The sequence below is a fragment of the Sandaracinobacter sp. genome (genome assembly GCF_041909755.1).
In the GTDB taxonomy this organism is placed as follows: Bacteria; Pseudomonadota; Alphaproteobacteria; order Sphingomonadales; family Sphingomonadaceae; genus Sandaracinobacteroides.
The window spans coordinates 1-4,156 of sequence record NZ_JAYRCW010000140.1 but is presented as its reverse complement, the minus strand read 5'-3'; the positions used below and the strand labels follow the sequence as shown (position 1 = coordinate 4,156).

4 protein-coding genes and 1 tRNA gene are annotated in these 4,156 nt (G+C 66.5%); all 5 read left to right on the top strand.

From position 1 onward, the window contains the following. Positions 1-68 precede the first annotated feature (68 nt). Positions 69-704 (top strand): (d)CMP kinase, encoded by a 636-nt coding sequence (gene cmk, locus ACE3O8_RS13010; protein ID WP_374390408.1) that lies wholly within the window; start codon positions 69-71, stop codon positions 702-704. Positions 705-836: 132 nt separating this feature from the next. Further along, on the top strand, positions 837-2,570 hold the full coding sequence (gene rpsA / locus ACE3O8_RS13005) for a 30S ribosomal protein S1 (RefSeq protein WP_374390406.1): 1,734 nt from the start codon (positions 837-839) through the stop codon (positions 2,568-2,570). Positions 2,571-2,703: 133 nt separating this feature from the next. After that, the gene (locus tag ACE3O8_RS13000; protein WP_374390404.1) at positions 2,704-2,985 is read left to right on the top strand and encodes an integration host factor subunit beta; all 282 of its coding nucleotides are present in this window, start codon (positions 2,704-2,706) and stop codon (positions 2,983-2,985) included. Positions 2,986-3,082: 97 nt separating this feature from the next. Further along, positions 3,083-3,169 (top strand) — tRNA-Leu (locus ACE3O8_RS12995). A gap of 372 nt (positions 3,170-3,541) precedes the next feature. Then, the coding region (locus ACE3O8_RS12990; RefSeq protein ID WP_374390402.1) for a TerC family protein at positions 3,542-4,156 on the top strand (615 nt) is incomplete at its 3' end.

Here is a 4,156-nt window from a genome sequence, read left to right as displayed (position 1 = left end):
TCGATGGGCGGCCGGGCGGGGGCGCGGGGCGGTGGGAGGCATGTGCGCGCTGCGCAACAGGAATCATCATGCCCCTGATTGCGGTGGATGGGCCGGCTGCATCGGGCAAGGGCACCATCGCCCGGGCGCTGGGGCGGCACTTCGGCGTGCCGCATCTGGATACGGGCGCGCTTTATCGCGCGGTGGCGTTGTCGGCGATCCGCGCCGGGCTGGATCTGGGCGACGGGCGGGCCGTGGGCGCGAAGGCGGCAGCACTTGATCTTTCGCTGCTGGAGGACCCCGAATTGCGCGGGGCGCAGACGGGAGAGGCCGCATCGCGCGTGTCGGCCCTGCCCGAGGTGCGGGCTGCGCTGCTGGCGTTCCAGAAGGCCTTTGCCGCCCAGCCCGCGGGTGCCGTGCTGGACGGGCGCGACATCGGCACCGTGATCGCGCCCGAGGCCGACGCCAAACTGTTCGTGACCGCCGCGCCGGAAATCCGGGCGCACCGGCGCTTCCTGGAGCTGACGGCGGCCGGGCGGGACGTGGCCGAGGCACAGGTGCTGGCCGACATCCGGGCACGCGATGCGCGCGACATGGGCCGCAGCGACGCGCCGCTTCGGCAGGCGGACGACGCCGACTTGCTAGATACGAGCGAATTGGATATAGCCGCGGCCGTCCGGAAGGCCGTGGAGCTTGTCTCCAGGCAGCTGGACCGGGTTTCCTGACAGGTCGGCGGCGAAGGGCATAGGCGCTCTCGCGCGCCGCTTTCTGTTTTCGGAAATTCGTGGATCCGCTCTAACCCGCGCCCGCCGCCAACAGGACCTGCGGCAGGCCGGTATTTGAACGTTAGGACATACATGGCTTCGACCGCAATGCCCACCCGCGACGACTTCGCCGCGCTCCTCGACAAATCGCTGGGCGAATCCCAGAGCTTCGAGGGGAAGGTGGTGAAGGGGCGGGTCACCGCCATCGAGAATGATCTGGTGGTGATCGACGTGGGCCTAAAGTCTGAAGGCCGTATTTCGATCCGTGAATTCACCCCCCCGGGCCAGGCCCCGCAGGTGTCTGTCGGCGAAGAGGTGGACGTGTATGTCGACCGCGTCGAGAACGCCTTTGGTGAAGCGATGCTGTCGCGCGACCGCGCACGCCGCGAAGCCGCCTGGGACAAGCTGGAAGGCCAGTTCAACGCCGGCGAGCGTGTGGACGGCGTGATCTTCGGCCGCGTGAAGGGCGGCTTCACCGTGGATCTGGGTGGCGCGGTTGCGTTCCTGCCCGGATCGCAGGTGGATATCCGGCCCGTGCGCGACGTGACGCCCCTGATGGGCATCGCCCAGCCGTTCCAGCTGCTGAAGATGGACCGCAAGCGCGGCAACATCGTGGTTTCGCGCCGCAGCATCCTGGAAGAGACCCGCGCCGAAGCGCGCACCGGCCTGATCCAGAGCCTGTCCGAAGGCCAGGTGATCGACGGCGTGGTGAAGAACATCACCGACTATGGCGCCTTCGTGGACCTGGGCGGGATCGATGGCCTGCTGCACGTGACCGACATGAGCTACAAGCGCGTCGGCCACCCGAACGAAGTCATCAACATCGGTGACACGGTGAAGGTGCAGATCATCCGCATCAACCGCGACACCCAGCGCATCAGCCTGGGCATGAAGCAGCTGGAATCGGATCCGTGGGAAGGCGCAGAAGCCAAGTACCCGGTCGGCGCCAAGCTGAAGGGCCGCGTGACGAACATCACGGAATATGGCGCCTTCATCGAACTGGAACCGGGCATCGAAGGCCTCGTCCACGTTTCGGAAATGAGCTGGGTGAAGAAGAACGTCCACCCGGGCAAGATCGTTTCGACCAGCCAGGAAGTCGACGTTGTCGTGCTGGAAGTCGATGGCGAGAAGCGCCGGATTTCGCTGGGCCTGAAGCAGGCGCAGCGCAACCCGTGGGAAGTGTTCGCCGAACAGCATCCGGTCGGCTCGGTCGTGGAAGGCGAAGTCAAGAACTCCACCGAGTTCGGCCTGTTCATCGGCCTGCCCGGCGAAGTGGACGGCATGGTGCACATGTCGGACATCGCCTGGGGCGTTTCGGGTGAATCCGCCCTTGCCCTGCATCACAAGGGCGAGATGGTGAAGGCCCAGGTTCTGGAAGTCGATGTCGAGCGCGAGCGCATCTCGCTGGGTATCAAGCAGGTGTCCGCTGAAGGCGCTGGCGCCGCTGCCGGCGCCGGAACGGGCGCTGCGGCGACCGCCTCGGCCGGTGGCTTCTCGAAGAACGAAATCGTGACGGCGATCGTGCGCGAAGCGCGTGACGGCGGGATCGAAGTGCAGATCGGTGAGGACGGCCCGACCGCCTTCATCAAGCGCTCGGACCTGTCGCGCGACCGCGACGAGCAGCGTCCGGAGCGCTTTCAGGTCGGCCAGAAGGTCGATGCGCTGGTGGTGGGCTTCGAACGTGGCAAGAAGCCGATGCTTTCCATCAAGGCGATGCAGATTGCCGAAGAAAAGCAGCAAGTTGCACAATATGGTTCGTCGGACTCGGGCGCCTCGCTGGGCGACATCCTGGGTGCGGCCCTGAACAAGGCCAAGCAGGACGGCTGAGCCCCCTGCCCGGCTTTCGGGAAACGGAAGGGCGGTGCCGCAAGGCGCCGCCCTTTTGCTTTACGATTGAAGGGCTTGACCGACGGGCGGATTGCGGCCCATATTCGGTTGCAGCAAAGGTGGGGCAGGCAAGATGATCCGATCCGAACTTGTGCAGAAGATTGCAGACGCGAACCCGCATCTGGGCCAGCGCGAGGCGGAACGGGTCGTGTCGACGATCCTGGATTCCATCACCGACAGGCTGGCCGAAGGCGGCCGCGTGGAACTGCGCGGCTTCGGCGCCTTTTCCACCCGTGGCCGCAACGCCCGCACCGGCCGCAACCCGCGCACGGGTGAATCCGTGGATGTGGATGCCAAGCGCGTGCCGCATTTCAAGCCCGGCAAGGAATTGCGCGAGCGCCTGAACATGGATTGAGCGCGCCGGCGGCGCGCTGCGGTTTTCATTCGACATGCTGGTGGATTGACCACCGCAAACAGCTGCCCCATGCCGCACTGCGGCCATCGGGGCGCAAGCGGACGTGGCGAAACTGGTAGACGCACGGGACTTAAAATCCCTTTCCCTTCGGGGAGTGCGGGTTCGAGTCCCGCCGTCCGCACCATTTGCTCTGCCTGTTGGCAGATCAAATGGGTATTTGATTGTCCCTCAGGCGCCGGGCGGCGGGCATCCGCCCGCCTTGGCTTCCTCCGCTTCGCGTGGATTTTTTTTGGCCCCGCAGGCGCCGGGCGGCGGGCCTCCGCCCGCCTTGGCTTCCTCCGCTGCGCTCCGGGCGCGCGGTCGCGCTTGCGGCCCTGCGGGCCGGATTTTGTTTAGTCCCTCAGGCACCGGGCGGCGGGCATCCGCCCGCCTTGGCTTTCCTCCGCTGCGCTCCGGGCGCGCGGTCGCGCTTGCGGCCCTGCGGGCCGGGTGTTGGTTGGGCGGCCGATGCTGAAACCCGTTTGCAGGGCCTGCGGTTTCGGCTAGCAGGCTGGCCATGGAATTCTTCAGCTTCGCCTTCATGCAGGAGCCGGGCGCCTGGGCCGCCCTTGGCAAGGTGATCATGATCGACCTGGTCCTCGCCGGGGACAATGCGATCGTGATCGGCGCGCTTGCGGCGGGCCTGCCGCCGGCCGATCGCAAGAAGGTGATCGCGCTGGGCATGGTGGCCGCGCTCGTCATGCGGATCGCCTTCGCGCTGGTCGTCACGCAATTGCTGGATGTCGTGGGCATCCGGCTGGCGGGCGGCCTGCTGCTGCTGTGGGTCTGCTGGAAGATGTACCGCGAGCTGAAACCCGACACCAAGGTGGTGCTGGACGACGGCACCATCGCGCACGACGCGCCGCCGCCCGCCAAGACCTTCTGGGGCGCGGCCTGGGCCGTGGCCATCGCCGACCTTTCGATGAGCCTCGACAATGTGCTGGCGGTCGCCGGCGCATCGAAGCACCACACCGAGATCATGATCATCGGCCTGGTCCTGTCGGTCGCGCTGATGGGGATCGCCGCCAATTACATCGCGCGCCTGATCGAGCGCTATCACTGGATCGGCTGGATCGGGCTGCTGCTGATCCTGTATGTGGCGCTGGAAATGATCATCGTGGGCGGCCGCGAT